Here is a 26555-nt window from a genome sequence, read left to right as displayed (position 1 = left end):
ATACTAACGCATGAACCGTCACCGTATGAGGACGACGGGAGGAGAGACACGACGCGCGGGTGGCGACCGATGAAGTGGGACGATATCCGCCGCTCGGAGTACACCGGGGCGAACAGGTGCTGGCCCTGTACGTCGGTGAATCTGGGCCTCGTCGGACTGGTCGCGCTGTGGCTCTACCGACGGGACCGGCGGGTCGGGGCCCTGGCGGCGGCTGCCATCGGCGTCGCCGCTGTTGCAGTCCGGGGGTACGTGGTCCCGTACACGCCCCAGTTCGCGCCGCGACTCGTCGAAACGCTCCCGCTTCCAGGCGACCCGTTCGGGAAAGGCCCAGAGCGAGACATCCCCGAGAGTGCCTCTCTCACGGGGACAGACCTCGACGGGACGGCGGTGCTCCAGGAGCTCGCTGCGGCCGGGGCCATCGAGGCGGACGGCGACCTGATACGGCCGACGGCAGCCGTCGACAGGGAGTGGCGCGGCCAGATGGACCGACTCGCGGCCGAACCGCTCGCAGCGCTCGCCCGGGACGCAGCCGAGACGGTGCCCACCATGGACGAACTCGATACCCACGTCGACGAGAACGGCGAGTGGCTCGTCGTCGACGGCGGACTGGTCGCTCGGCCCGTCGTCGTCGCGGAGCTCGCGGCCTACCTGGCGCTTGCCGGGACGGTCGAGGACCAGCAGGTCCGGCTCGCGGGCGCTCGCGCCTTCCGGATGTTCCTGGATAGCTGTCCCGACTGCGGGACGGAGCTGGTCGAATCGTCGGCCGTCTCCTGCTGTGGCGGGTACACCGACCCCCAGACCAAACCGGAGGACGTGCTGGTCTGTCCGAGCTGCGAACAGCGTCTGTTCACGATACCGACCTGAGAACACCACCGGCCACGGGACCCGGCTGTCCGGCTGTGAACGCGGTACAAAGGCGTTGCCTATTAAGCCCCACCGGACAGAAGTCAACGTATGAAGAACATCGACGACCTCGTCGAGAGTGCAGCGGACCTCGCCGAGCGGGGGCTCTCCAAGGGTGAAATCGCCGACGAACTGAACGTCTCACGGGAGACAGCGAGCTGGCTGGTCGAGCGCAGCGGCACCGGCGCGGCACCGAAGGAGGTCCCCAAGAGCGGACCCCACGACATCCACGTCGACTGGTCCGCACTGGGCCGAGACAGCAGCCGCCTCCACCACATCGGCTGTGCGATGGCCGACCTGCTCTCGAAACAGGGCGAAGACGTCGACCTCACCATCGGTATCGAGAAGGCCGGCGCGCCGCTGGCGACGACAGTCGCGCGGGAACTGGACACCGACCTCGGGACCTACGCCCCCTCGAAACACCAGTGGGACGACGACGAGAGCGACACGTCCGATGGCTCGTTCTCCCGTAACTTCGCCCAGATTCGCGACCGGGACTGCTACGTCGTCGACGACACCATCACCAGCGGCAACACGATGTCCGAGACGGTCGAGGCCATCCAGCAACAGGGCGGCAACCCCGTCGCCTGCGTCGTGCTGGCCGACAAACGCGGCATCGAGGACATCCACGGCGTCCCGGTGTACTCGCTGTTGCAGGTCATCCGGGTGGGCAGCGAGGAATCCTCGAGCTAGCGAGCGCCGCGCGGACCGAGCAGTCTGTAGCTGATTTTCGCCGATTACTCCAGCCGGTAGATACGGGCCTCGTATGGCTCGTGGTCACTGGTGGGCCCAATCGTGTCCCGGTCGTAGTTCGAGAGTAGCAGGTCGGCGTTCTCGACCGTCGTCGAGAGGTCCACCGACGCTGTCGTATCCGAGAAGTTAAGGACCGAGAGCATCCGCTCGCTGACGCGGCCGTCGGGGTGTTCGAGCGTCTGCGTGTAGGCGGCGAGGCGCTCGTGGTCCGGGTGGAGGTCGCTGTAGGTGCCGTAGACGAACGCGTCGTACTCGGTTCGAAGGTCGATGAGCGACCGGTAGTACTCCCTGACGGAGTCGCCCTCCCGGGCGGCGGCGACGTTTATCTGTTCGTAGTTGCTGTTGACCTGGAGCCACGGGTCTCCCTCCGTGAAGCCGGCGTGTTCGCTATCGTCCCACTGCATCGGCGTCCGGGCGTTGTCCCGCGACCGGTAGCCGACGATATCGGCGATGTCCTCGAAGGAATCGTGCTGTTCGGAGTCGAGCAGCTCCCGGGCCGTGCGTCTGGCGTCGACGTCGGCCAGGCTCTCTCTGTCCTCCCACTGGGCGTTCGTCATGCCCAGCTCCTGGCCCTGGTAGACGTAGGGCGTCCCGGAGCGGGTCAGGATATAGGTTCCAAGCAGCGTCGCCGACTCGCGGTGGTACTCCTCCGGGTCGCCGTAGCGAGAGACCACCCGGGGCTGGTCGTGGTTCTCCCAGTAGAGGGCGTTCCAGCCATCGTCGGCGAGCCCGTCGTGCCACCGACGGGTTATCTCCTTGAGCTCCGGCAGGTCCCAGTCGCCGACGCTCCAGCGCTCGTCGCCGTCGTAGTCCAGTTTGGTGTGCTGGAAGTGAAACGCCATGTCCAGCGGGCCGTCCTCGCCGGCGTACTCACGGGCTGTCTCGACGGTCAGCCGTGGCATCTCGCCGACGGTGAGGATGTCGTAGTTCGAGAGGACCTGCTCGTCCATCGCCGCCAGATAGTCGAGTATCCGCGGACCGTCGACAAAGTGTTCGGCACCGACCCACTCGCTGTCGGGGTCACCGTCGGGCAACCCCGGAGCCTTCGAGAGCAGATTGATGACGTCCATCCGGAAGCCGTCGATATCCTTCTCCAGCCACCACGCCATCGTATCGAAGATATCCTGTCGCACCGCCGGATTCCGCCAGTTCAGGTCGGGCTGGGATTCGTCGTAGAGATGGAGATAGTATGCCTCGCGTACCTCGTCGTACGACCAGGCCGAGCCCCCGAAGAATGACTCCCAGTTGTTCGGCGGCCCCTCACCCTCGGCCTCGCGCCAGATATAGTAATCCTCGTATTCAGGGTCACCGCGACGAGACCGCTGGAACCACTCGTGGTCGACGGAGGTGTGGTTGACCACGAGGTCCATCACCAGTCGCATATCCCGCTCGTGGACCTGCGCGAGCAGTTCCTCCCAGTCGGCCATCGTCCCGTACTCGTGGTGGATAGAGCGGTAGTCGCTGATGTCGTAGCCGTTGTCCCGCTGTGGTGACTCGTACACCGGGTTCAGCCAGATGACGTCGACGCCCAGGTCGGCGACGTGGTCCAGCCGCTCGATGATGCCGGGGATGTCACCGATGCCGTCCCCGTCGCTGTCGGCGAAGCTCCGCGGATATATCTGGTAGACGACCGACTCTTTCCACCACGTGCGCTCATCCGGGGGGACGGGATGGCTGGTCTGTTGTGGTGTGTCGGTCATGCTTCCTCCAATCGGTAGACGCGCGCTTCGTATGGGCGCAGTGTCAGCGCGGCGTCCGTCTCGCTCGGCGGGTCGTAGTTCGAGCACAGCAGTTCCTCGGTCCGGGCCGCGTCGTCGAGGGTCACCGATGTCTCGGTGTCGTCGACGTTCAGGGCCACCAGAACGGCGTCGTCGTCCAGCTCCATCCGGTAGGCCCACACCGATTCATGGTCCGGAAGCAGAAGGTTATAGTCACCGTATACCAGGACTTCGTGGTCCGTACGCAGCTCCACGAGGTCGCGATAGTAGTGCAGCACCGAATTCGGGTCGGCCTCTGCGGCCGCCACGTTGATCTCCTCGTAGTTGGAGTTGACCGGGAGCCAGGGCTCGCCGTCGGTGAAGCCGGCGTGTTCACCGTCGTCCCACTGCATCGGCGTCCGGGCGTTGTCCCGTGACTTGTCCCGGACGGCCTGTTGCACGTCCTCGAACTCGTCTATCTCGCCGGACTCGATGGCAGCCTCGACCTTGCCGATGGACTGGAGGTCGTCGAGTTCGTCCAGGCTCGACCACGGATAGTTCGTCATCCCCAGTTCCTGGCCCTGGTAGACGTAGGGTGTCCCCGAGAGCGTAAACAGGAGCGTGCCCAGCAGTTTGGCGGACTCACGGCGGTACTCGCCATCGTCGCCGAAGCGCGAGACGATGCGGGGCTGGTCGTGGTTGGTCAGATACAGCGAGTTCCAGCCGTCGAGGTCGGTCTGCCACTCCGACATAACGGCTTTGAGGTCGGTGAGCTCCCACTCCGAGGGCGAGAGCCACCGGTCGCCGTGGTCGACGGACATGTGTTCGAAGTGAAAGAGCATATCCATCGGCCCCTCGGCGCTGACGTAGTCGCTCGCGGTCTCCGGGTCGACGTTGACACACTCCCCGACGGTCATCGCCTCGTAGTCGTCGTACGTCGCCTCGGCCATCTCGCCGAGATACTCGACGGCGTCGGGGCCGTTTGTGAACTGTTCGATACCGACCCAGTCTTTGTCGGGGTCGCCGTCGGGGAGCCCCTCAGGTTTGGAGACCATGTTGATGACGTCCATGCGGAAGCCGTCGATACCCTTCTCCAGCCACCAGTTCATCATCTCGTAGACGTCCTCGCGGACGGCCTCGTCGTCCCAGTTCAGGTCCGCCTGCGTCTCGTCGAACAGGTGGAGATACTGTGTGCCGACCTCGTCGTCGTACTCCCAGGCCGAGCCGCCGAAACCGCTCGACCAGTTGTTCGGTGGCTCCTCACCCTCGTGCCAGATGTAGTACTCGCGGTAGCCGTCCTCGTCGCGGCGGGACCGCTGGAACCACTCGTGGTCGGTCGAGGTGTGGTTGACCACGAGGTCCATGATGAGTTTCATGTCCTGGGCGTGGACTTCCTCGAGGAGTCGCTCCCAGTCTTCCATCGTCCCGTAGGCCTCGTGGATGGCCCGGTAGTCACTGATGTCGTACCCGTTGTCGTGCTGTGGCGACTCGTACACCGGATTCAGCCAGATGACGTCGACGCCCAGCGAGGCGACGTAGTCCAGTCGGTCGATGACGCCCTGGAGGTCGCCGACACCGTCGCCGTCGCTGTCCGCGAAACTCTTCGGATATATCTGGTAGACGACTGCCTCCTTCCACCAGGCTCGCTGTTCGTTCATATGCGTACTGCTACTGCGAAGCCGAACTTAAAACTAGTTCAATACTAACAATGGGTGTTGTAAATGGCTCGTACCGTGAGAGGAACCAGTCATCGCTCGAGCACGGCGTGTCGCTCGACGGCGCTGTCGTACCCGACTGCCTCGACGCGCTCGGTCGGCCACTCGCCCGTTGCAGAGAGCAGTTCGATGCCGTCGGTGGTGACTAAATGGGTGTCCTCGCTCTTGGCGCCCTGGACGGTCGGGTTCCAGGCGTACCCCTGGGGGAGGACGACGCGCTCGTCGCTGTCGGGCGTGGCTATCCACTCCCGGCCAGCGTAGCCCGCCGCGCCGCCCTGGTGGTGGTTCCGCCACTCGCCCTCCCACCCGACGGCGTCGTACGCGTCCCGGATAGCTCCGAACACGTCCCCGGCAGTGCCCTCGTCGCGGCCCACGGCCCGCGTCGCGGCCAGCGCCGTGGCTTCGACCCGCATCGCCGCTTCGGTCCGGTCGTGGAGCCAGTCGGGCGCGTCGAACGCGACGGTGCGGGTACAGCTGGTGTAGAGACCGTCGCGCTCGGCGGTCACCGAGAGCAGGGCGTACTCGCCCAGCGGCTCCGCTTTCGGGGTGTAGTGGCGGTACTGCTGTGCCCGCTCGGCCCCGCCGACGAGGACGACCGGCGAGTCGATGCCAGCCCCAGCGAGTTCCGCCTGGAGTGCCGCCGCGACGACCCGCTCGGTAGCCGACTCGTCGACCCGCCGAGCGACCGTCTCGACCGCCGCTGCGACCTCAGCACTCAGCTCCCGGTAGGACGCTTGCTGGCGCTCGGTCAGGGGTTGTCGAAGCGCCGACGCGTCCAGGCCTTCGAAGCCAGGCACGTCGAAGTCGGCGGCGGCCGGCGACGGACTCGCCTCGGCGACGGCCGACGCCAGGTCGTCCTCGTGCCAGACGTAGCTCTCGACCTCGACGTCGGCGGCGAGTTCCTCCTCGCGAAGCCGGGGGGCCTCGATATCGTCCGTGACGACCGTGAGTCCGTCGCCGTCGTAACCCACCGCCCCAACACCGATATCGCCACCACGGTCGACGACGTTGTCGCCGCCCCCGGTCAGCCAGGCGAAGCTGTTCGGTCGCGCGAACCATATCGCGGCGAGGTCCAGTCGCTCCAGATACGCGTCGAGTCGGGCGGTGAGTGACATAGCGGCCCAACGGGGTGGGCCCGATTAAAACCGCGCGATAAGAGCAATAGAAGTAGGTTAATTTTTCAGATTTTTTATATTATGAGTAGTAAATGTCACTGGCACAATACAGATACCCTATATAGAGTGATAGTAGATGGTATGTATCCAATAGTAATTTAACAATTCGTCTACGGAGTATAGTATGACCAGACGAACCCGGCGGAGTATCCTTGGGGCTGCAGGCGCTGTACTTCTGGCTGGTTGCTCATCAGATGACGAGATAGCCGACAGCAACAGCGAAGGAAGTAACGGAGACACTGACAGCACCAGTACTCCCGCGACTGATTTAGATGGTTCATCAAGCGGCGAGCTCGGGGGTTCGTCAAATGGTGATTCAGGAGGTAGTTCCGGGGGTTCGTCCGACGATGTGTCCAGTAGTGGAAATGTCACGACCCTGATTGACGAGACCCAGACAGCGCCAGATAGCGGTTATTATCAATGGCCGTTCACGATTAACACCGAAGTCGAACTATCACTCACGGCAATCGTGAGGAGTGGCCCAGCAGTTGATATCTATCTCACGACTTCTGCCGAACTCGAAGAATACAAGCAAGGCAACAGGTTCGGATTCAATAGTGCTCTGAGCGTGGAAAACAGTACATTCGCCGAATCGACTAGCGTGGTTAGCCCCCGGGACGACCTTGTTCTACTGGTCGACAATTCCACAGCAGGCGAGGCAGAACCACCAACAGACGGTGTAGAGAACCCGGCTGAGGTCGAAGTGGAGCTAACGGCCACGGAAGTTTGAAAAAACAGCGTCGTTTTCTGTGGGGAGTCGCCTTCGGTATCAGTGTCGCCGGAGGGTGTCGGTCTCTGAAGCTGTATCTGTTCCCGTGAGTTTGAGACGGATAGAACACTGAACTGTGACGAGAATTATACAGTGGCCTGATAGGGACACTCGGGCCAATTACTTCGATATACGAAAGTATATCTCGTTTTCTCCGTCACTACTTAATTCACGACGACCCGCTCGCCGCGCTCGTCGCTTCGCTCGACGGCATCGAGGACTCGCTGGACCGCCAGCCCGTCGTCGAAGCTCGGCTCGTAGGCTCCGCCCTCGGCGACCGCCGAGAGGAACTCGTAGTTCTCGTGGACGAACGTGTGCTCCCAGCCGATGACGTGGCCCGGCGGCCACCAGTGGTCGACGTAGGGGTCCTCGGCGTCGGTGACCAGAATCGTCTCGTAGCCACGGGAGTCCTCGCGCAGCAGTTCCAGTTCGTTCAGCCGCTCCAGCGAGAACCGCAGGCTCCCCTTCGAGCCCTCTATCTCGATGGTGTGGTCGTTCTTTCGGCCGTTGGCAAAGCGGGAGGCCTCCAGGGTTCCCATCACGCCGTTCTCGAAGTCGACCTGCGCGCTATAGGCGTCGTCGACGGTGACCGGCTTCGTTTCGTCGCTCCCGTCCACAGGCCGCTCGTCGACGAAAGTCCGGAGGTGACCGGACACCTCCGAGATGTCGCCGACGAGGAACCGCGCGAGGTCGATGGTGTGGGCACCGAGGTCGCCCAGCGCTCCGCTGCCGGCCATCTCGGCGTCGTTGCGCCAGGACCACGGCGCCTCGGGGTCGACGAGCCAGTCCTGCAGGTAGCGCCCGCGGAAGTGGTGTAGCTCACCGAGTTCGCCCGCGTCGATGAGGTTCTTCGCGTACTGGATGGCCGGGACGAACCGATAGTTGAACGCGACGCCGGCTGGGACCCCGGCGTCACTCGCCGCGTCGGCCATCGCCCGGGCGTCGTCGAGTGTCGGCGCGAGCGGTTTCTCGCAGAAGGTCGGCGTTCCGGCCTCCAGGGCGGCGATAGACGGCTCGGCGTGGACGTGGTTCGGCCCGAGGTTGTAGAACACGTCCACCTCCTCGACCACGTCGCGCCAGTCGGTCGCGGTGCGTTCGAACCCGAGCCGCTCGGCGGCGTCGGCCAGCGCGTCCTCGTCGCGGCCGACGATGACCTCGCGGTTCACCTCGGGGGCGTCCTCGAAGAACATCGGGAGCCGCGCGAATGCGTTCGCGTGGGCCTTTCCCATAAATCTGTAGCCCAGCACGCCGATGTCGAGTGGTGTATCGGTCATCGGTTACCTCCACTGTACCGCGAGCGAGCCGTAAGCTCGCGAGCGGCCTTTTTCGCCCACGTTTTTCGAGGAGTGGTGCCCGCAGGGCGCGAAGCGGCCGAGGACACCCGACGATGAAAAAGGTGGTTGCGCATAAATCTGTAGCCCAGCACGCCGATGTCGAGTGGGTCTTCGACCATTGTTATTCGGCCCAGTAGGCGTCGCCCGGTTGCGTCTCGAAGACGGCCCGGTCCAGCACGTCGACGGCCTTCTCCAGCCCTTCCCGAGCGCTCGTCAGGGAGTCCTCGTGCTCGATGGAGAGGGCGCCGTCGTAGCCGACCATCCGCAACGTGGAGACCACGTCCTTCCAGTGGCCCTCGCCGTGGCCATAGCCGATAGAGCGGAACAGCCACGAGCGGTCGGGCTCGTGGGTGTACGGTGTCGTATCGAGGACGCCCTTCTCGCGGGCACGGTCGTCGTACACCTTGGTGTCCTTGGCGTGGAAGTGGTGGATGGCACCGTGTTCGCCCAGCAGTCTGATGGCCGCGGGCACGTCGATGCCCTGCCAGTACAGATGCGAGGGGTCGAAGTTCGCGCCGACGTACTCGTTAGTCGCATCGCGCAGTTCCAGCATGCCGTGGGGCTCGTAGACGAGCATGTTGGGATGCATCTCGATGGCCACGTCGACGCCGTGGTGAGCGGCGTGGGCGGCCAGGTCACTCCAGTACTCCGTCGCGACGTCCCACTGGTAGTCGTGGGCGTCGGCGTGTTCCTGGGGCCAGGGCGCGGTGACCCAGTTGGGGACCTCGTCGTTCGGGCCGCCGGCGGGCAGCCCCGAGAAGCACGTGACGGTGTTCACGTCGAGCTGGTCGGCCAGCGTGATGGCCTCCCGAAGTTCGGTGTCGGCCGTCTCGGCCCGGTCGTCGTCGGGATGGAGCGGGTTGTTGTGCGTCGCGAGCGCGCTCACTCGCATCCCGTGGTCCTCGAGCAGGTCGTGCAGCTCCGCCTGTGCGGCCTCGTCGTCCAGTAGTTCGCCGCGGTCGAGGTGGTCCGACCCTGGGTAGCCACCACAACCGATTTCGACGGCGTCGACGCCGATACCGTCGAGGTACGAGAGGGCGTCTTCGAGTGGCTGGTCACCGAGCGGGACTGTCAGCACACCAATATCCATGTGCCGAGCTACAACAGGTGGTGTGATAAAAACACGGGCGTCGGCGGTAATCTACCCTATCGACACCGCCTGACGGGCCGGGGCTGGCGGCGCCGAACCGTTCGCAGACGGCCGTGGTACAATCCAGCCCCTCGCCTGCTGGGGAATTTATATATATCGGCCGTTGTTACCGTGTATGGAGCCGACACTCCTGGTATATCAGGGTGTCCTCGTCGTCGTCTGCATCGCGACCGGCGGCGTCGCCGTGCGAGCGTGGCGCCGGCGGGAGGAACCGGGCGCCGCGTACCTGGCTGTGATGAACGTCGGTATCGTCTTCTGGACGCTGTTTACGCTCCTCCCGACGTTTCTCGGGGCGTCGCCGTGGTCGTTCGTCTCCCTCAGACTCGTCATCGTGTTCGTGACCGTCGGCGTCTTCGGCCTGTTCGCGTTCACGCTGGAGTACACCGGTCGGGGCGAGTATCTCACACGACGGACGCTCGCCGTCCTGTCCGTCCAGCCGATACTGACTACCGTCGTCGTGCTCACGAACGGCTACCACGAACTCATGTGGACCGAGACGGCGCTGGACCCGACGGCGGTGTACGGCGTGGTGCGGACGTTCCAGGCTGGGTTCCTGGTGCATACGCTGTACTCCTACGCCTTGCTCGTCGTGGCGGTGTATATGCTCGGCCTGTTCGCGGTGCGGTCGGATTTCCTCTACCAGAAGCAGGTCGTCGCGTTCCTGTTTGCCATCTTCGTCCCCTGGATCGGGAACGTCCTCTACATCTTCACCCCCGTCCAGTACGACCTCTCGCAGGTGGGCTTTGCCGTCACAGGTATCTCGCTGGGGTATGCCATCACCTCCGTCGGCTTCCTGGATATCACGCCAGTCGCCCGCAACAGGGTCGTCGAGACGCTCCAGGCAGCGGTGTTCGTCATCGACACGGACGGCCGACTCGTCGATATCAACGACCAGGGGAGACAGCTGCTCGGGGTCGGCGAGCGGTCGGTCACCGGTGAGCCGGTCAGCGCGTTGCTCGACCCGTTCCCGGAGACGGCGGCGCTCGTCGAAAGCATCACGACCGCGAGGACAGACGCGACCTTCGAGACGACGTTGAACGGCCGGACCTTCACCGTCCGCATCTCCCCGCTGTACGACCAGCGTGACCTGCTGGCCGGCCGGGTCGTCCTCGTCAACGACGTCACCGAACAGGTCCAACAGCAACGTGAGCTCCGACAGCGGAACGAACAGCTCGACCGGTTCGCCAGCGTCGTGAGCCACGACCTCCGGAACCCACTGACGGTGGCCTCTGGCAAACTCGAACTGTTCAGACAGACCCGCGATGACGACTATCTCTCCGATATCGACGACTCGCTACATCGGATGGAACGGCTCATCTCGGACGTGCTCACGCTGACCCGGACCGGTGGGGACGATATCGAACTGACGCCGGTGTCCATCGGTGCGGTGGCACAGGCAGCCTGGAGCAACGTCGAGACCGACGCCTCGACGCTCGAGGTCGTCGGGGAGTGGACGCTCCCGGCCAAGCGGACACTCCTCATGCAGCTGTTCGAGAATCTGTTTCGCAACTCGGTCGAGCACGGCTCGACTGGCAATCGGGACGCGCCGTGTCCCGATGACAGCGTGGAACACGGTTCCACGGGCAGTCGGCCGGGGGCCGACGACGCCGTCGAGCACAACCGCGACCCGGTGACGGTGACGGTCGGGCCACTCGGCGACGGCTTTTTCGTCGAAGACGACGGCGTCGGTATCCCCGAGTCCGAGCGAGCCGACCTTTTCGACGAAGGCGTCTCCGGAACCGACGCGGGGACGGGGCTCGGCCTGATGATAGTCGACCAGGTCGCGAGTGTCCACGGCTGGGAGACGACCGTGACGGCCAGCCAGGACGGCGGCGCACGGTTCGAGATACAGTCAGCACGTTGAGCACAACGGCTGTAGACTGCTATCCTGTAGACTTTTGTGAGGCGGCAGGCAAGCCACTCGCATGGGAAAAGCGAACGATATCGACTACGCCGACCTGCACGACCCCAACGCGGAGTACACGATGCGCGAGCTGTCCGCGGAGACGATGGGGGTCACGGCCAAGCGGGGCGGCGGTCGGGACGTGGAGATCACCGACGTCCAGACGACGATGGTCGACGGGAACTTCCCGTGGACGCTGGTCCGCATCTACACCGACGCCGGTATCGTCGGGACCGGCGAGGCCTACTGGGGCGCCGGCGTCCCCGAGCTCATCGAGCGGATGAAGCCCTTCGTCATCGGCGAGAACCCGCTCGACATCGACCGGCTCTACGAACACCTCGTCCAGAAGATGTCCGGCGAGGGCTCCGTCGAAGGCGTCACGGTCACCGCTATCTCCGGCATCGAAATCGCGCTCCACGACCTCGCCGGCAAGATTCTGGAGGTGCCGGCCTACCAGCTGCTGGGCGGGAAGTACCGCGACGAGATGCGGGTCTACTGTGACTGTCACACCGAGGAGGAGGCCGACGCCGACGCCTGCGCCGCCGAAGCCCGTCGTGTCGTCGACGAGCTGGGCTACGACGCGCTGAAGTTCGACCTCGACGTCCCGAGCGGTCTGGAGAAAGACCGCGCGAACCGTCACCTCCGCTCGGGCGAGATACGCCACAAGGCCGAGATCGTCGAGAAGGTCACGGAGGAAGTCAAAGACGAGGCCGACGTGGCCTTCGACTGCCACTGGACCTTCTCCGGTGGCTCCGCGAAGCGACTGGCCGAGGCCATCGAGGACTACGACGTCTGGTGGCTGGAAGACCCCGTCCCGCCGGAGAATCTCGAAGTGCAGGAGGAGGTCACCAAGTCGACGACGACGCCCATCACGGTCGGCGAGAACCGATACCGCGTGACCGAGGAGCGACGGCTCGTCGAGAACCAGGCCGTCGACATGGTCGCGCCCGACCTCCCGAAGGTCGGCGGGATGCGCGAGACCCGCAAAATCGCAGACGTGGCCAACCAGTACTACATCCCGGTCGCGATGCACAACGTCGCCTCGCCGGTCGCGACGATGGCCAGCGCACAGGTCGGCGCCGCCGTGCCGAACTCCCTGGCCGTCGAGTACCACTCCTACGAGCTGGGCTGGTGGGACGACCTGGTCGAGGAGACTGTCATCGAGGACGGCTACATCGAGATTCCCGAGGAGCCGGGACTGGGCGTGACCCTCGACATGGACGCCGTCGAGGAACACATGGTCGACGGCGACACCCTCTTCGACGAAGCGTAGCTTCGTCGGGCTCGAAAATCTTCGCTCCACGGCATTCGACGAAGGATAACGTCCGAGAGCAGGAGTTTCTGCGGATTCTTTCGATGCCGCCGGCGCCACGAGCGACCGCTAAATCACTCGGTCGTATTGTGGGGTCCCTGGGAGGGGAGAGTTTTGTTTGCAACAGCTGTTGTATCTTATTGGAAAACCTCTTTGTCGGGCTACCACAACAGAGGGTATGCCCAGCTACAGGACGTTGTCAGACGCGACGGCGGCGCTCGTCGACCGCCAGCGGGAGGTGTTCGACGCACACGCCGACCGCTTCGAGGCGGCGAAGGTGGTGACCACACGCCTCGGTGCCCACTGGCGCGACGGCCACGCCGAATTCGGCTTCTGGACCCCGCAGCTCGTCGACGAGGTCCCCGAGTCGGCGGTCAGTCTGGAACTGCTGACGCCGACCGAGGACGTGGACCTGACCGCCGACGAGGAGACGGTCGAGTTCGACCGCGCGTTCGTCGAGACGCGCCGCGAGGGCGAGTTCACGTGGGCCGCTGTCGAGGGAATCCGGCCGGGGACCCGTGACCGGCTGGGGACCCTGTATCGGCTCAGCTACGAGGTCGGCGGCGAGTACGAGACGATTACGGACCCCTTCGCGGACTCGCTGCCCTTCGGCGCGTACGGCCCACCGGAGCTATACGACATGGCCCGGCTGGACGAGGAACGTGACGACCGCGACTACTTCCAGCGGCTCGAACAGGATGGCATCGAGCCGCTCGCGAGCGAGGACGACGGGCTCCCCCGGTTCGAGCCGGCGACGAGCATGCTGGAGATTCACCCCGGTACCGCGACCGAGTCGGGGACCCTGGCGGGACTCACGCGGCAGTTCGAGGCCATCGGTGAGAAGCAGGCCGCCGGCGAGTCGCTGACCCCCGCCGAGCGGAACTTCGTCGGCTACGACGCGGTCCAGCTGATGCCGCTGGCCCCCATCACCCAGAACGAGGACGAACTGGGCTACTGGCTTCCCCAGACGGAGAGCGCGGACAGCCTCCTGGCGACGGTCCGCCGCCCCGACATGGTCAACTGGGGGTACGACATCGTCATCTCGGGGTTCGGGACCGTGAATCCGGCTATCCTGGAGACGAGGCGGCCGGACGAACTGGTGGATTTCATCGCGACCATGCACACACTGCCCGAGCCGATGAAAGTCGTCTTCGACATCGCGCTGGGCCACGCCGACAACGGCGCCCTGCCGCTGCTGAACGACGAGTGGCTCGCCGGCCCCGGAATGTACGGCCAGGAGCTGGACTACACCCAGCCGGTCGTCCGGGCGGGGCTACTGGAACTCCAGCGTCGGAAGATGGACTTCGGTGCCGACGGCATCCGTGTCGACGGCGCCCAGGACTTCACCAACTGGGACCCCGAAACGGAGGAAGAGTGGCACGACGACGAGTATCTGGCGGAGATGGACCGCGTCACCCAGGAGGTCGCCGGGGTCGAGTACCGCCCGTGGATGATTTTCGAGGACGGCCGTCCCTGGCCACGGTCTGACTGGGAACTGGCCTCCACCTACCGGACGCTCATCGACCAGCACCCCCACGCCTACCAGTGGGGACCGGTCACCTTCGCCCACAACACGCCCGCCCTCCAGACGTTCTGGGCGACCAAGTGGTGGCGAGTCCGGGAGGTCGCCGACATGGGCGAAAACTGGATTTCGGGCGTCGCCAACCACGACACCATCCGGCGGGGCACCCAGCTCGAACCGGAGCCGCCCTTCAGCCAGCCCCAGATAAACCGCTATCTCGGTGTTAGCGAGCCGGAGAAGCTCGACCGCGCGTACAACAACCCGGCCTCGACCGTCCTCTTTCACGGGTTCCTGCCGGGCTGTCCCATGGACTTCACCCACGCCAACATGCGTGCGCCGTGGGGCTTCATGCGTGACACCGACGCGGTCTGGAATCTGAAAGTGCTCGCCGAGGAGGAGCACTTCCCGGCCTGGCAGATTCGACCGGAGGATTTCGACGACGACGAGCACTTCCAGCGACTCAAAGAGTGGGGCTTCGGGAGCCGCGAGGAGCTGAGCGAGTTCCTCGGTCTCCTGGCCCGGGCCGTCGAGATGACCGACTACGAGAAGGACGAGATTGCGACGTTGCTGAACACCATGGGGACACCCATCGGTGACGAACTCACCGTCACCGAGCTCGAGCAGCTCGGCCGGGACTGGATGCGCGACGTGGGCGAGTTCGCGAACCTCGCTCACTGGCACGGCCAGCAGGACGACGAGCGCACCGCCTTCGACCTCGCTGTCCGGCAGTTTCGCCACGACCACGACTGGGTGGTGGGCGACCTGGGGGAGGACGATACCCTCGACTACGTCTATCCGACGGACGGCACGGTCATCTACTACGGCCACCGGCGGGCCCCCGACGACAGCGAGGCACTGCTGTTCGTCGCCAACATGGAGGGGGTCGCCGAGACCGTCCGACCGACCGAACTCACAGACGTGACCGACGACGGCTGGGAGCTCGCCCTCTCCTCGCCCGGCCTCGACGTCGACGGGGCCGACGAGCCGCTCGAACTGGCCGATAGCGACGTCGCGCTGTTTACCCGGTCGCTGGATTAGCCCTCGCCGAACCGCTCGGCGACGGCCTGCCGGTCGATTTTCTCCGGCCCTGCGGTGGGCATCTCGTCGACGAACGCGACGTCGTTCGGAATCTTGTACCGCGCGAGCTTGCCCTCACAGAACGTCTCGATATCGGCGAGCGTCAACGACTCGTCGCCCTCGACGACGGCCCTGCCGACCTCACCCCACTGGTCGTCGACGACGGGGACGACCACGACCTCGTGGATGCCCTCGTGGGCCGAGAGCACCGACTCGACCTCGCTCGGGTAGACGTTCTCGCCCCCGCTGACGAACATATCCTTCTTGCGGCCCTCGATTCGGTAGTAGCCCTCGGCGTCGACGCTCGCGAGGTCGCCCGTAGACACCCAGCCGCCCCCGAAGGTCGATTCGCTCTCGGCGTCGTTCGCGAGATATCTCGACGCGGCGTGTGGCGAACGCAACTGGAGTTCGCCCACGGCGCCCGGTTCGACAGGGTCGCCGCCGTCCACGACGCGGGCGTCGACGTGCATCGCGGGCTTGCCCACCGTCTCGGCTTTCTCGCGTGGCCAGCCGTCGGGCATCGCGAAGTTGTTCGGGCCACACTCCGTGAGCCCGTACCCCTGCGTGAGGTCGATGCCGCGAGCCCACCACGACTCCATGACGGACTGGCGGCAGGGGCCACCGCCGGACTTGACGACTCGCAGCGTCGAGAGCGTGGTTTCGTCCCAGTCGTCGTGGTCGGTGAGCATCCGCAAGACTGCGGGGACCGCGACCAGCACCGTCGCACCCGCACGTTCGACAGTCGCGAGTAACTGCCCGGGGTCGAACTCACGGGCCAGCACGACGGTGCCGCCCATGTGCCAGACGGGGAGGGTGACGACGTTCCAGCCGCCGGTGTGGAACATCGGGAAGGTCAGCGGCGTCACGTCGTCGTCACGGAGCCCCCACGAGGCGATGGTGTTCAGCGAGTTCCAGACGAGCGTCCGGTGGCTGAGAACCGTCTCTTTGGGCGTCCCGGTGGAGCCGCCCGTGTGCAAGAGCAGATGCGTGTCGTCGGGTGCGAGCGTCGGTGTCTCGACGGCACCGTCGTAGTCGGGCAGTTCATCGGTGTACGTGGGGGCATCGGCGATGACGGTCTCGTCGCCGTCGGTCTCGACGGCCATGACTGTCGGCGCGGTCTCCACGTCGGCCAGCGCCGCTCGTGTCTCCTCCAGAAACGGCGTCTCGACGACCATGAGGGTCGGGTCGACCCGGCCGAGGAGCTCGGCGAGTTCGGGCGGTGCGAGACGGTGCGAGAGCGGTGCGAGGACGCTCCCCGTCTTGGCCGTCGCCAGGAACAGGTCGACCACTTCCGGACGGTTGCGCGAGACCACGGCGACCCGGTCGCCGCGCTCCACACCGTGGCTCCGGAGGAGGCGACTCGCCCGGTTCGCTCGGCGGTCCAGCGCCGCGTACGTGTACCGCTGGCCGGTGGTCGCGTCGACCAGTCCCACCCGGTCCGGCGTCAGTGCTGCTCGCTTCTCGCTCCAGGCGCCGACCCAGGCCTGGGGGCCGTCGGTAAACTCAGACATCGGCGAGGAACCCCCGGAGCGCATCGTTGACCGCGTCTGCGCGTTCGATGAAGCAGAGGTGGGGCGCGCCGTCGAGTTCGTGGTACTCGACGTCTCCCAGCCCGTCGGCGAGCAAGCGGCCGTTCTGGACCGGGACGACCCGGTCTGCCGTCCCGTGAACCACGAGCGCCGGCACGCCTATCTCGCCGAGGCGGTCGTGGAGGTCGAAGCTCTCGACAGCCCTGGCCTGCCAGGAAAGCGCCCGGTCGCTCGCGTCGCTCTCGATTCGCCAGTCGATGATTCGCTCGATGAGGTCGTCGTTGTCCCGCATGAACGACTCGGTCATCGCGGGGGCCATCTTGTAGCGCCGCCGCTCGCGTTCGTCGTACGCCTCGGGGACGTCGAAAATACGCTCCTGTGTCTCCGCTGGCGTCGGGACGGCCTCCGGGCCGCCCGGCGTCGTACACAGCAGCGTCAGTGAGTCCGCCCGCCCGTAGTCTACTGTGAACTGCTGGGCTATCATCCCGCCCATGCTGGCTCCGACGACGTGGGCGGATTCGACGCCGGCGTCGTCCATGACGGCTGCGAGGTCCTCCGCCATCTGGCCGATGGTGTAGGGACCCTCAGGCGTCCCGGAGTCGCCGGTGCCGCGGTTGTCCCAGCGGATGGTGTCGTACTCAGAGAGCGCCCGCCGTTGCCAGCGCCACATCCAGCGGCCGTAGCCCAGGCCCTCTACGAACACGACTGTCTCGGCCTCGGGCGGCCCGTCGCGGTCGTACGACAGGCGGACGCCGTCGTTGGTCGCAGTCGGCATGGGCCCGACTACGTGACCGGCCCGTTTCAATGTGTGTCGGCGCGCGCTGGCCGGCCGATATGGGTAGTGTGTCACAAACTCTCCCGCGGCTGAAAATTCAACTCTGCACATAGTTTCAGAATAGGTTCTATCACGAACGAACACGGGGAACAGCGACGCAGAACCTCCCGGATTCAATAATGTTTTAGGTATCGGATTTGGAGAGACTGGTATGACTTTGCACGCCAGAGAGATAAACCAAGACGTGCGGGAGCTTGGTGAGCTCTTGGGCGACGTTCTCGAAGCGCAATCGTCGACCGAAGCGTTCGAAATCGTCGAGCGCACACGGGTGTCTTCTATCGAGTACCGGCGTGGCGACGCCGAGACCCGGGAAGAGGTCGGTCGCACCCTCGATCGTCTCAACCCCGAGATGCAGGACATCGTCGCCCGGGCCTTCACGACCTACTTCGAACTCATCAACCTCGCCGAGGAGCGCGAGCGAGTCCGGGAGACTCGCGAGGGGAGCCAGGAGGGGATTCTCGCAGACAGCGTCGAGGAAGCAGTCCACGAACTCGCCGACCGCGGCGCCGACGCCGAGGAACTGGAGTCGGTCCTCAACGACGTGCTCATCCAGCCGACCTTCACCGCCCACCCGACAGAAGCCCGCCGCAAGACTGTCAAGGCGAAGCTCCGGTCGGTCGCCCAGGACCTGGAGATGCTCGACGAACGGCGCCTCACCGACCGCGAGGAGGCCCGCGTCGAGCGCGACCTGGCCTCCGAGGTGACGAGTCTCTGGCAGACCCCGCAGGTCCGTGAACGGCGCCCCGAAGTGACCGACGAGGCGCTGAACGTCCAGTGGTACCTCGAGAACGTCCTCTTCGAGGTCATCGACGAGGTCTACGACGCTCTGCAAAACGCCATCGACGACCGCTACGACGAGGACGTCGACGTCCCCAAACTCTACGAGTTCCGCTCGTGGGCCGGCTCGGACCGCGACGGCAACCCCTTCGTCACCCCGGAGGTCACCGAGGAGACCCTGGAGCGCCAGCGCGACACCATCCTGCCGCTGTACCGCAACAAGCTGAAAGAGCTCTCCGGCGTGCTCTCTCAGGACGCCTCGAACATCACGACCGACGACACCTTCGACGAGCGCCTCTCCGAGCACAAGGAGCGCCTCCCCGGTGTCGCGAGCGAGGCCGAAGAGCGGTACCCCGACGAGCCCTACCGACAGAAGCTCAAGCTGATGCGCGAGTCGGTTCTGCGAGTCAGTGACGTTCGCCAGGGTGGCTACGACAGCCCCGCCGACCTGCTGAAGGACCTTCGCTCCATCGCGAAGAGTCTCCGGGACAACAACGCCGAAGTGGTCGCCGAGTCCCACGTCGACCCACTGATTCGGAAGGTCGACACCTTCGGCTTCGCGCTGGCGAGTCTCGACCTCCGGGACCACCGCAAGATGCACACGGACGCCATCGCCGAGGCGGTGGACCGACAGGGAATCGACTACGCCGGGATGGACGAGGACGAACGCGCCGAGTTCCTCACCGAGGCCATCACCCAGGAGGGTCCGGTCATCGACATGGAGGACACGACTGGGCTCTCCGACGACGCGGCACGTGTGCTCCGTCGGTTCCGCAAGACCGCCGACTGGCAAAACGAGTTCGGCGTCGACGCCATCGACACCTACGCCATCTCCTGGTGTGAGGAGCCAAGCCACGTGCTTGAAGTACTCTTCCTCGCCGACCAGGTCGGCATCGTCGACCTGCCGGGCTACTGTGGCCTGGACATCGTCCCGCTGCTGGAATCCGAGTACGCCCTCTCGGGCGCCCGGCGCATCATGGGGACGCTGTTCGAGAACGAGGCCTACGAGATGGCCCTGGAGGCCCGCAACGGCGTCCAGGAGATAATGCTCGGCTACTCGGACTCCAACAAGGAGAACGGGTTCCTGGCCGCGAACTGGTCGCTGTACAACAACCAGAAGCGCCTGGCCGACATCACCTCCGACTTCGACGTCGAGATGCGCCTGTTCCACGGCCGCGGCGGCTCCATCTCCCGTGGCGGCGGCCCGATGAACGACGCGATGCTGGCCCTGCCAAACGAGACGGTCACCGGCCAGATCAAGTTCACCGAGCAGGGCGAGGCCATCGCCGAGAAGTACGCCAACCACGACATCGCCGAGCGCAACCTCGAACAGATGCTCAACGCCCAGGTACGGGCCCGCCACAACGCCATGGAGGACCCCGTCGAAGAGATTCCCGAAGAGTGGCGGGAAGCCATGGAGAAGTCGGCACCCGCTGCCCGCGAAGAGTACCAGGACCTCCTCCAGACCGACGGCTTCGTGGACTACTTCGAGCAGGCCACGCCCATCACAGTCATCGAGAACCTCAACATGGGCTCGCGGCCGGCCTCCCGAAGCGAGGACCGCAGCGTCGACGACCTCCGGGCCATCCCGTGGGTGTTCTCCTGGACCCAGGCCCGCTGTATCATCCCCGGCTGGTACTCCATCGCCACCGGGCTGAACGCCTATCTGGAGGACGGCGGCGATATCGAGACGCTCCAGGAGATGTACGAGGAGTGGCCGTTCTTCCGGACGAAAGTCGACAACGCCTCCCTCGCGCTCGCCCGGACCGATTTCGACATCGCCGAGGAGTACGCCGACCTCGCCGACGACGACCTGCGAGGGCGCATCTTCCCACGACTCAAAGCAGAGTACGACGAGACAGTCGACCTCGTCCTCGATATCACCCAGCGCGACGGTCTCCTCTCGCGGGAGTGGCTAGAGGAGAACCTCGAACGCCGAAACCCCTACGTCGACCCGCTGAACCTGCTGCAGGTCCGGCTGCTCGCCCAGTCACACCTCACGGAGACCGAGAAGCGGACGCTGCGTCTGACGGTGCAGGGTATCGCGGCCGGGATGAAGAACACCGGATAGTCGCCGCCTGAATTCTTTACAACGGCTGTTGTTTTTACCGAAGGATTTAGGCTCCGGTAGGTAGCATACCTGATATGGCACTCGACACGGTCCTTCTCGCGGTCGGGCCCAACGACGCGAACCGCATCGACGAACTGGTGAGTACCGTCATCGACATCGCCGGCCCGGCCGGGGCCGATGTCGTCGTCGCACACGTCTTCACCGACGACGAGTACGAGACGGCCGTCGAACGACTGGAGTTCGAGGCGGTCGCCCAGGCCGAACCCGACGAGGTGGCCGACCGTCACGCGACGGTCCGGGAGCTGCGCCAGCGGCTCACCGAGGCCGATATCCCGACGAGCGTCCGCGGGGCCGTCGGCGAACACGGCGTCGAAATCGTCGCGCTCGCCGGGATGACACAGGCCGACCTCATAGTCGTCGGCGGCCGCAAGCGCTCGCCGACCGGCAAGGCCGTCTTCGGCTCGACCGCCCAGGAGGTCATGCTGAGTGCCCCCTGTCCCGTGACCTTCGTCCGCGGCGACGAGTAGGTCGCCGGGCCACCAAGACCCCAGGTGTCGCCCACGCGACACCAAGCTGTGTTCTCCCCTTTCACAGACCCGACAGCGCCGCAGCGGGCTACCGAGTGCAAGCCCGGTGAGCGCCCCGCGGTGTCCGCTACTGCGTCGTGGCCGAGGCTGTCGCTGTGCCAGCGGTAAACCGAAAAAACGGCCGGGTGGTTACTCCACGATAGCGGCTTCGAGCAGTTCGAGCGGGTGGCGAATCTCGTAGCCGGTGCCGTGTTCCATCTGCATCGCACAGGTCGGACACTCGGTCATGCCGACCTCGCCCTCGGCGTGTTCCATGTGGTCGAACATCTCCTCGCCGATCTCCATGGACTTCTCGTACTTCTCCTCTTTCCAGCCGTAGGTGCCGGAGATACCGGAACAGGACTCACCGACGTCCTCGATACCGGCACCCTCCAGGTCACGGAACAGCTCGACGGACTGGCGCTCCAGCCCCTGGTTGCGGGCGTGACACGGCGCGTGGTAGGCGAACTCCTCGGCCAGCTCGCCCGAGACCTGTGCTTCCTGGACGTCCTCTTTGACGTCCTCGTGGATGCGCAGGTACTCGACGGCCTCGAAGGTGTTCGAGGACACCTTCTCGATGCCGTCGATGTCGAACAGTTCGGGGTACTCCTGGCGCAGCGCCATCGAACAGGAGGTACACGACGCGATGGCGTCGTACCCCTGGTCGACGAGGTCGGACATCGAGGAGACGTTGACCTCGGCGTGGCGGCGGGCGTCCTCGAGCATCCCGTTGGCGAACATCGGCGTCCCGGAGCACTTCTGCTCGGGGGCGACGACCTCGTAGCCGTAGTGCTCGTAGACGCGGACCATCGCCTTCGCGACGTCGACGGTGTTGTAGTTGGAGTAACAGCCGTGGAAGTACGCCACCTTCTTGTCCGCGTTGCGGTCTAGACCCAGTTCCTCACGGCGCTGCTGGGCGTTCCGCCGGGAGGCGTCGGCGCCGCCGCGTTCGGCCCACCACTCGCGGAACGTCTGGGTGGCGAAGTCGGGGAAGTCACGCTCTTTCGTGACGCCCATCGTCTTCTCCATGAGCCAGCGGGCCGGCCCGAAGTTCATGCCCCAGGTCGCGAGTCGGGGCACCTTGCTGGCGATGGAGGCCGACAGCCGGTAGTTCGAGAGGATTCGGTTGCGCCAGTACTCCAGGTCCGTCTTGGACATCTGGTTCTCGACGTACTCCCCGCGGGCCGTGTTGTGCATCTGGCTGAGGGGCACGCCCGACGGACAGGCGTTGTCACAGCGCATGCAGTTCGAACACGACATCACCGAGTCGTCTATCTCGTAGTCGTCGTCGGTCTGTTTGAGCCGCCACTGCTCGGGACCCTGGAACTTCGGTCCGGGGAAGTCGTCGTCGACCTCGGCGACCGGACAGTTGGTGTCACACACCGAGCACTTGAAACAGGAGTCGGCGCCGGGTCGCAGGTCGAAGTCGTTGCTGTCGGGGAAGACGTCGACGGGCTCGAAGTCTTCGCCCGTGTTCGGTTCAACTGGGTCGAAGTCTGTTGGGGATTGTGCGTCGCTCATCGTGCCTCCGCTGCTGCGTTCTCGCCCGCCACGTAGCCTGTCGCAATCGACACTCCGCTACCGGATTTCTCTGCGGCGAAGTCGTACCCGCCCAGCACCGACCCCGCGGCCCGCAGGTTCTCGAACTCGACCGAATCTGAAGCCGTCAGCGGCCGCAGCGTCTCGTCGGTCTCGACGCCGAAGCTGGCGAAGGGGTGGTCACCGAAGGCGTCGCCGTCGAACCACTCGTAGCGGTCCTCGCCGTGCTCGATGTGGCAGTCGAAGATGGGTTCGTGGACGCTCTCGCGGTCGGACTCGATGCCCTTGCCGACCAGCCCGCCCGTCGCGAGAACGTACTGGTCGGCACTGTTGGGGATCTTCGCGCCGTTTTTCTCGATGTACACCGTCTCGATTGTGTCCCCATCGGCGTCGAAGTCCACGACCGGGTTGCCGGTCTCGAAGCTCGCGCCGGACTCGTCCAGCGCCTCGAAGAGACGGTCCTCCAGCCGGAGTCCCGGCAGCGACGGCGGCCCCATCGGGACCTCGAAGACGTCGGCACCGATCTTCTCCTCCAGAGCCGCCCGCACCGCGTCCGTGTGGTCGTCACCGAGGATGGCCGGGAAGCCGACCCGTGCCTCTTTCTCCCTGACGGTGTTGACCCGTTCGGCCAGCGCGTCGCGGGCGCCTTTCTTGCGGCCTCGCACCGCGACCTCACCGTTGGTGTCGAGCAGCTTGGCGTACCGGGTGATCTTCGCGTCGGCCTGCAGGTCGCCCGGGAACCGAATCGTCTCGCCGCGGACGTCGAAGGGCACCCCCGCCGCTTCGAGGTGGGCGGCGGCGTGTGGCGCGTCGAAGTCGACCATCGATTCCAGTCCCACCAGCAACACGTCGCGGTCGTCGCTCGCCAGCCCGGCCGCCGCGCCCGTCGGGTAGCGAGCCGTGGGTTTGACCGTGCCGCCGTGGGTCGGCACCAGGGCGTTGGTGTCGGTGTGGTCGCCCCGGTAGTCGGTCACGTCGTCGAACAGGCCCATAGCCTCCCGGACCGTCTCGACGCCGACCGTCTTGTAGGGGTGAGCGTCGTGGAGGTCACCCATCGCGGCGTAGGGGTCGGTCACCGGCCCCTCGCCGTCGGGTGTGTATCCGAGCAGGTCGACGAGCCCGGAGGCGTGTCGAAGCGAGCTCTGTTTATACGAGACCAGGCGCACGTCCGCGCCCTCGCGCGCGGCCTTGAGCGCGCTCGTCAGCCCGGCGAGGCCGCCACCGATGACCAGTACGTCGGAGTTAATCGCCATTCCGTGTCCCTCCGTCGGCAGCTACGTCGGCAGTCCCCGAAGCGTCGCTCGCACTCACGCCGCTGTCGAAGGCGGCGAAGTCGACTGGCTCCCCGTCGGCCGGGTCGTTGTCGCGGTTCTGCGTGGTCGAGTGCAGGGCGTAGTTCAGCGCGGCCTGTGAGAGCTGTTCGCCCCACAGGGCGTGGCGTTGCCCTTTCCAGCGCTCCTGGAGCAGTTCGTCCCACGCCTCCCGGGCGATGCTCTCGTCGTACTCGCCGTGGAGCTCGCTGGCCAGTCGGCTAGAGCAGAATCCGCCCTGGCAGTTCCCCATCGACGCACGGGTCCGGATTCGGACCGCGTTGAGGTCCGAGCCGGACTGTGAGATGGCGTCCTGGACCTCCGCACGGGTGACGCCTTCACAGCCACAGACCGTCGGGTTCGGGTCGCTGGTCTTGAGCACGTCGTCAGCCCGTGAACCGAGGCGTTCGACGCTCCGGCGCCCGATGGGCGAGCGCAGGCCGAATTCGTCCATGTAATCGCGCAGTACAGAGAAGTCCTCGCTGCCCGGCAGTGGCTCGTCGGCGGTGCGACACTCGGCGTCGATACCGAACTTGGCACAGACGTGGTCGGAGATCTCCTCGCCCATCATCCGGTAGGTGGTGAACTTCCCGCCGACGATGGAGGTCATCCCCTGCAGGTCGTCCCGCTCGTCGTGGTCGAGCAGGAAGTAGTCCCGGGTGATGTCCGTCGGGTCGTCGCTGCCGACGTCCGGCGGCTCGTACAGCGGGCGAACGCCCCAGAACGAACGGATAGTGCGGGCCTCTTCGAGCATCGGGACGAGCTCTTTGAGGGTGTCGATCATCTTGTCGACCTCCCAGCCCTCCTCGGGGTAGTCCTCCGGGTCCTCGACCTCTTCGTCGGTGGTCCCGAGGATGGCGGTGGTCTCGTGTGGGACGACGATGTCGGCGTCACCTTTCGGTTTGCAGCGGTTGACCACCGTATCGACCTGCCGGATGTTCATGATGGTCATCACGCCCTTCGAGGGCCGAACCGCGATGTCGACGCCGGCCATGTCGCCGATGCGGCCGGCCCACGCACCGGTCGCGTTGACGACGTAGTCCGCGCGAATCTCCTCGGTGCCGCCCTCCTTGCCGTGGATGCGCTTGCCCTCGCCGGAAGCGTGTTCGACTTCCAGGCCGACGACCTCGTCGTCCTCGATGATGAGGTCCGTCACCTTGGAGTGGGTCTCGATGCGGGCGCCGTGTTCCTCCGCGCTGGCGGCGTTGGCGACGACCAGCCGGAACGGGTCGATAGCGCCGTCGGGGACGGTAATCGCCTTGTCGATGTCCTTCGCGAGGTGGGGCTCCATAGCACGGGCCTCCTCACCGGAGATGACCTCCGCGGGGATGCCACACTCCTTGCAGCCCTCGAGTTTCTTCTGGAAGTACTCCTCGGAGTCCTCGGGTCGTTTGACGAACAGGCCACCGGTCATCTCGACGCAGTGACTCGCGATGTCCCGGAGGACGCGGTTCTCCTCGATACATTCGGTCGCGCTGGCCTGGTCAGCAACCGCGTATCGCCCCCCACTGTGGAGGAGTCCGTGCATTCGGCCGGTCGTTCCATGTGTCAGGTTGCCTTGCTCGACCAGCGTGACATCAAGACCCCGCATAGCGAGGTCACGGGCGATGCCGATACCGGTCGAACCGCCGCCGATGACGGCGATGTGTGGTGTCTGTCCCATCTGTTATACCTCGGCTTTGGACCACATACACTTTATTTTACCGCTAAACAGGGGTCCGCCAGTAAATTTTATTGGTAATCATGAATGTTACTGCGGCCCACGGGAACAGCCGCGCTGGGGCTGGAACCGGAAGTCCGGCCAGACAGGGACAGTACGCCGGACCACTCACGACGGGGCCTGTTCGGTCACCAGCCACTACCCCTGTGAGTAAAGAACCACACTGGCTGATTCGATACGGCCAACCACCAGTAAATAGAACAGTTGTTTATCGACGACCCACCGCTACCCGGAACTGTAATGCCCCTCGTCGGCCAGCGATTTACTCGTCTGTCGTGGCACCGATTCGTGTGTTGGCCGCTGTGAACTTCTGTGTTCTTCATTACGCACGCGCGTGAATATGACAACCAATTCATCTGCCACTCAGGGACCGCTAGAATCGACCGGCTCGTCCGCGATCGAGACCGCCGAGACTGCCGTACTGCCCAGTACGAACGGCCGAATCGCGACATGGCGGACGAAAGACCGTAGTTACTCCCGTCGTCCTCGGCGCTTCGGAGCCTTCGCGGTGCAAACGACCAGATAGCCACCTCCAGCTGGAGTCACTGGGGCTGTCGCTCACGCGCGGGCCGGCCATGACTGGTGGAGCTGGGGCCAGTAACCCCAGAAGACGTGTTCAAAAACACCGTCAGTGACTGTACAAACTAGAGATATAGATGGGAAGCATCCACAGAATGTTCACGAATTCCCGATGAACACGGTCTATCATATATTTTACTGGCCCTATGCCACTCGCAGCGTTGTGAGTCGATTTTAGCAGCAATACCTGCCGTTTCAGCCGTCTCGGCCGCGTCCGAGCTCCCACCGTGCGTAGAGAAATAGTTCAATTGGCGGACAAAAGCTCGTAATAATCTCAGTTAGAGGGTATCAAATCCGCCGAAACCAGCGACGAGAGTCG

The 26555-nt window shown here is 65.0% G+C and carries 18 protein-coding genes; 8 read left to right on the top strand and 10 right to left on the bottom strand.

Going from position 1 to position 26555, the window contains the following annotated elements:
* Positions 1-69: 69 nt before the first annotated feature.
* The gene (locus EGD98_RS05455) at positions 70-864 is read left to right on the top strand and encodes a DUF8054 domain-containing protein (RefSeq protein ID WP_220587337.1); all 795 of its coding nucleotides are present in this window, start codon (positions 70-72) and stop codon (positions 862-864) included.
* Positions 865-954: 90 nt separating this feature from the next.
* Positions 955-1596: a transcriptional regulator GfcR gene (gene gfcR / locus EGD98_RS05450; RefSeq protein WP_220587336.1), complete on the top strand. Its 642-nt coding sequence runs from the start codon at positions 955-957 to the stop codon at positions 1594-1596.
* 44 nt (positions 1597-1640) lie between these two features.
* Here the strand turns inward: gfcR and EGD98_RS05445 are convergent, their stop codons facing one another.
* The 3 genes from EGD98_RS05445 to EGD98_RS05435 all read right to left on the bottom strand — a co-directional run bounded on the left by EGD98_RS05445 (position 1641) and on the right by EGD98_RS05435 (position 6183).
* Entirely contained in the window at positions 1641-3356 is a 1716-nt protein-coding gene (locus EGD98_RS05445; RefSeq protein ID WP_220587335.1) for a glycoside hydrolase family 13 protein, read from the bottom strand.
* Complete coding sequence (locus tag EGD98_RS05440) at positions 3353-5011, bottom strand: glycoside hydrolase family 13 protein (RefSeq protein ID WP_220587334.1); 1659 nt, start codon at positions 5009-5011, stop codon at positions 3353-3355. The genes EGD98_RS05445 and EGD98_RS05440 overlap by 4 nt, the downstream gene beginning before the upstream one ends.
* An 89-nt stretch (positions 5012-5100) precedes the next feature.
* Positions 5101-6183 carry a M24 family metallopeptidase gene (locus tag EGD98_RS05435; RefSeq protein WP_220587333.1) on the bottom strand — a complete coding sequence of 361 codons (1083 nt, stop codon included), beginning with the start codon at positions 6181-6183 and terminating at the stop codon, positions 5101-5103.
* 184 nt (positions 6184-6367) lie between these two features.
* Between EGD98_RS05435 and EGD98_RS05430 the strand changes: the two genes are divergently transcribed.
* Positions 6368-6973: a hypothetical protein gene (locus EGD98_RS05430; protein WP_220587332.1), complete on the top strand. Its 606-nt coding sequence runs from the start codon at positions 6368-6370 to the stop codon at positions 6971-6973.
* 203 nt (positions 6974-7176) lie between these two features.
* On the opposite strand, the gene EGD98_RS05425 is transcribed toward EGD98_RS05430, so the two are convergent.
* Together EGD98_RS05425 and EGD98_RS05420 are read right to left on the bottom strand one after the other, a co-directional pair.
* Positions 7177-8286, bottom strand: coding sequence for a Gfo/Idh/MocA family protein (locus tag EGD98_RS05425; RefSeq protein WP_220587331.1), 1110 nt, complete (start codon positions 8284-8286; stop codon positions 7177-7179).
* Between the two features lie 181 nt (positions 8287-8467).
* Positions 8468-9436 carry a sugar phosphate isomerase/epimerase family protein gene (locus EGD98_RS05420; protein WP_220587330.1) on the bottom strand — a complete coding sequence of 323 codons (969 nt, stop codon included), beginning with the start codon at positions 9434-9436 and terminating at the stop codon, positions 8468-8470.
* A gap of 175 nt (positions 9437-9611) precedes the next feature.
* Between EGD98_RS05420 and EGD98_RS05415 the strand changes: the two genes are divergently transcribed.
* From EGD98_RS05415 to gghA, 3 genes are all read left to right on the top strand, one after another.
* The gene (locus tag EGD98_RS05415) at positions 9612-11360 is read left to right on the top strand and encodes a histidine kinase N-terminal 7TM domain-containing protein (RefSeq protein WP_220587329.1); all 1749 of its coding nucleotides are present in this window, start codon (positions 9612-9614) and stop codon (positions 11358-11360) included.
* 61 nt (positions 11361-11421) lie between these two features.
* Positions 11422-12672, top strand: coding sequence for a mandelate racemase/muconate lactonizing enzyme family protein (locus tag EGD98_RS05410; protein ID WP_220587328.1), 1251 nt, complete (start codon positions 11422-11424; stop codon positions 12670-12672).
* A gap of 217 nt (positions 12673-12889) precedes the next feature.
* Positions 12890-15271 (top strand): glucosylglycerol hydrolase, encoded by a 2382-nt coding sequence (gene gghA / locus EGD98_RS05405; protein WP_220587327.1) that lies wholly within the window; start codon positions 12890-12892, stop codon positions 15269-15271.
* On the opposite strand, the gene EGD98_RS05400 is transcribed toward gghA, so the two are convergent.
* Complete coding sequence (locus EGD98_RS05400; protein ID WP_220587326.1) at positions 15268-16821, bottom strand: AMP-binding protein; 1554 nt, start codon at positions 16819-16821, stop codon at positions 15268-15270. The two genes, gghA and EGD98_RS05400, sit on opposite strands and share 4 nt — an antisense overlap.
* Positions 16814-17614 carry an alpha/beta fold hydrolase gene (locus tag EGD98_RS05395; protein WP_220587325.1) on the bottom strand — a complete coding sequence of 267 codons (801 nt, stop codon included), beginning with the start codon at positions 17612-17614 and terminating at the stop codon, positions 16814-16816. Before EGD98_RS05395 ends, EGD98_RS05400 begins: the two co-directional genes overlap by 8 nt.
* 211 nt (positions 17615-17825) lie before the next feature.
* Here EGD98_RS05395 and ppc point away from each other — a divergent pair, with 211 nt between their 5' ends.
* Positions 17826-20522: a phosphoenolpyruvate carboxylase gene (gene ppc, locus EGD98_RS05390; protein ID WP_220587324.1), complete on the top strand. Its 2697-nt coding sequence runs from the start codon at positions 17826-17828 to the stop codon at positions 20520-20522.
* A 74-nt stretch (positions 20523-20596) separates the two neighbouring features.
* Positions 20597-21049, top strand: coding sequence for a universal stress protein (locus EGD98_RS05385; RefSeq protein ID WP_220587323.1), 453 nt, complete (start codon positions 20597-20599; stop codon positions 21047-21049).
* Between the two features lie 189 nt (positions 21050-21238).
* Here the strand turns inward: EGD98_RS05385 and EGD98_RS05380 are convergent, their stop codons facing one another.
* The 3 genes from EGD98_RS05380 to glpA are packed head-to-tail and all read right to left on the bottom strand — an operon-like array spanning position 21239 to position 25600.
* Entirely contained in the window at positions 21239-22609 is a 1371-nt protein-coding gene (locus tag EGD98_RS05380; RefSeq protein ID WP_220587322.1) for an anaerobic glycerol-3-phosphate dehydrogenase subunit C, read from the bottom strand.
* Positions 22606-23880, bottom strand: coding sequence for a glycerol-3-phosphate dehydrogenase subunit GlpB (gene glpB, locus EGD98_RS05375; RefSeq protein ID WP_220587321.1), 1275 nt, complete (start codon positions 23878-23880; stop codon positions 22606-22608). Before glpB ends, EGD98_RS05380 begins: the two co-directional genes overlap by 4 nt.
* Positions 23870-25600: an anaerobic glycerol-3-phosphate dehydrogenase subunit GlpA gene (gene glpA / locus EGD98_RS05370; protein ID WP_220587320.1), complete on the bottom strand. Its 1731-nt coding sequence runs from the start codon at positions 25598-25600 to the stop codon at positions 23870-23872. The genes glpB and glpA overlap by 11 nt, the downstream gene beginning before the upstream one ends.
* Between the last annotated feature and the right edge of the window lie 955 nt (positions 25601-26555).

The organism is Haloarcula salinisoli (genome assembly GCF_019599405.1).
Taxonomy (GTDB): Archaea; Halobacteriota; Halobacteria; order Halobacteriales; family Haloarculaceae; genus Haloarcula; species Haloarcula salinisoli.
This window is presented reverse-complemented; position numbering and strand designations above follow the sequence as displayed.